This is a genomic window from Streptomyces chiangmaiensis, assembly GCF_036281785.1.
Classification (GTDB): Bacteria; Actinomycetota; Actinomycetes; order Streptomycetales; family Streptomycetaceae; genus Streptomyces; species Streptomyces chiangmaiensis.
Genome location: NZ_JAYWVC010000527.1, coordinates 1 through 1,691 on the forward strand (window position 1 = coordinate 1; position 1,691 = coordinate 1,691).

The window sequence follows — 1,691 nt, forward strand, 5'->3', positions numbered from 1 at the left end:
GCAGAAGTAGCTGCGGCCCCAGTTGCCGAAGAAGTGAAGGGCGGGTCTCTGACCTGCGGCCGTGTAATCGATCAACGCTGCGACGGGGCCTTTCGGCTGGTGCCCCCGGCAGGATTCGGACCTGCGACACCCGCTTTAGGAGTTCCCCCCCGCCCGGCATCGGGCGGGGTCGGTTCCATTAGGCCGGCCGGATGCCGTGGAGGGCGCTTCGGTACATCGGTGATCACATGGCGGTGCGTGAGCTCCACAATTCGGGGAAGACGGGCTGGTCGAGGCCGCGGCGCAGCCATGCGACGGCGTCCGTGCCGTAGTAGCCCGGCTTGGCACCGAAAGTGCGTACCGTCACCGTGAGGTGTCTTTGCAGCCACAGGGTGAAGTGCTCGCTGACCTGGGTCAGCAACTCGTCCAGCGCCCGCAGTTCGGCGAAGGACTCCTCGCGGTAGACCCGCACCCATGCCGCCTCGACCTCTGGCCGAGTGACGTATGGTTCGGCAAAGTCTCGGTGAACGACCGACTCCCCCCTCCGCGCGTCGACGAGCTGGCCCCTTTGCTGCTGGAAGCAGCCCAAGAGATCGGCACGTTCATCCGATGAGTGCTCGGCTTCGAGGATCTCCTCGGCGGTCTTCGTCCAGACGAACGGCTTGGGGTCCTCGTTCCAAGCGGCGATCCAGGCCCGGATGTCCTTCTCCAGGGCCTGGACAGACTTGTGTACGCCGCGGCGTGGACGAGTCGCATCTCCTGTTGGGTGAGCGCGAGCCGATCCCTGACCTGCGCTGTGCGAACACTTTCGCCTCGGGGCGCGGGCCGTAGCCCTGGAGGACCGGAAGGGTGGTCGTCGTCGGTGCCCGTGAAGACCCACCGCAGGGGCGGGGCATGTCGGTCGCTGCGGCACGGCGGACCGGACGGAACTCAGGGTCGGGTGTCGGAGACTCGCTCTACTCGCAATATTCCAGGTCAGCCCTGCGATATCGGGTCGGGTGGGGGCCTGGTGAGCGGAGCCGCGGAGCGCGCCACGCACGGCTCAGCCGCGTAATGGCCATGGCCGCTCTCCCATCTCCCGTCTCCCGTCGCCCTTCCCCGCCGTCACCGTCGCCGAGAGGAGGTCTTCGTGCTGATCGCCGTGTCAATGGTCTGCGCCGTGCTCGCGGCCGCGAGCAACTCTCTGGGGAGCGTGATGCAGCGTCGCGCCGCCCTGATCGTCCCGCAGTCCGACCGATTCCGGATCGGCCTGATGTGGGACCTGCTCCGCACACCCATCTGGGTGCTCGGCATCGGAGGCGTCATCTTCGCGGCGCTCTTTCAGGGTGCCGCGCTGGCCACCGGCCCGCTGGCCGTCGTACAGCCGGTCTTCCTGCTGGAGTTGCCGTTCACCCTGTTCGTCGCAGGCATCGCCTTCCACCGCCCGATACCCCGGGCGACCTGGCTCTCTGTCGGCAGCATCGTCGTCAGTCTCTGCGTGGGGATGTTCGCGGCCGCACCCAACGGAGGCACCCTCCAAGCCCCCGCCTCGTTGTGGACGGCGGTGATCCCCTGTTGCCTGGGAGTCATTGCGATGCTGTGCACCATCGCAAGCAGTCGCCGCGTGGGCCCGAGCCGCGCCGCCTACATGGGTCTGGCCACCGCAGTCGGATACGCCCTGACCGCCGCGTTGATGAAGTCCGCCACGGACACTCTCAGCCGCGAGGGTATCC

At 67.7% G+C, this 1,691-nt stretch carries 2 protein-coding genes and 1 pseudogene; 1 reads left to right on the forward strand and 2 read right to left on the reverse strand.

What is annotated here, in order from left to right; genetic code table 11:
* Positions 1 to 223: 223 nt before the first annotated feature.
* Both VXC91_RS45205 and VXC91_RS45210 read right to left on the reverse strand, forming a co-directional pair.
* Positions 224 to 451 carry a tryptophan 2,3-dioxygenase family protein gene (locus VXC91_RS45205; protein ID WP_329513149.1) on the reverse strand — a complete coding sequence of 76 codons (228 nt, stop codon included), beginning with the start codon at positions 449 to 451 and terminating at the stop codon, positions 224 to 226.
* Positions 452 to 604: 153 nt separating this feature from the next.
* Positions 605 to 721: pseudogene (locus VXC91_RS45210) on the reverse strand (IS630 family transposase); the annotation flags it as partial.
* 387 nt (positions 722 to 1,108) lie between these two features.
* Between VXC91_RS45210 and VXC91_RS45215 the strand changes: the two are divergent.
* On the forward strand, positions 1,109 to 1,691 hold a 583-nt coding region (locus VXC91_RS45215), incomplete at its 3' end, for a DMT family transporter (protein ID WP_329513148.1).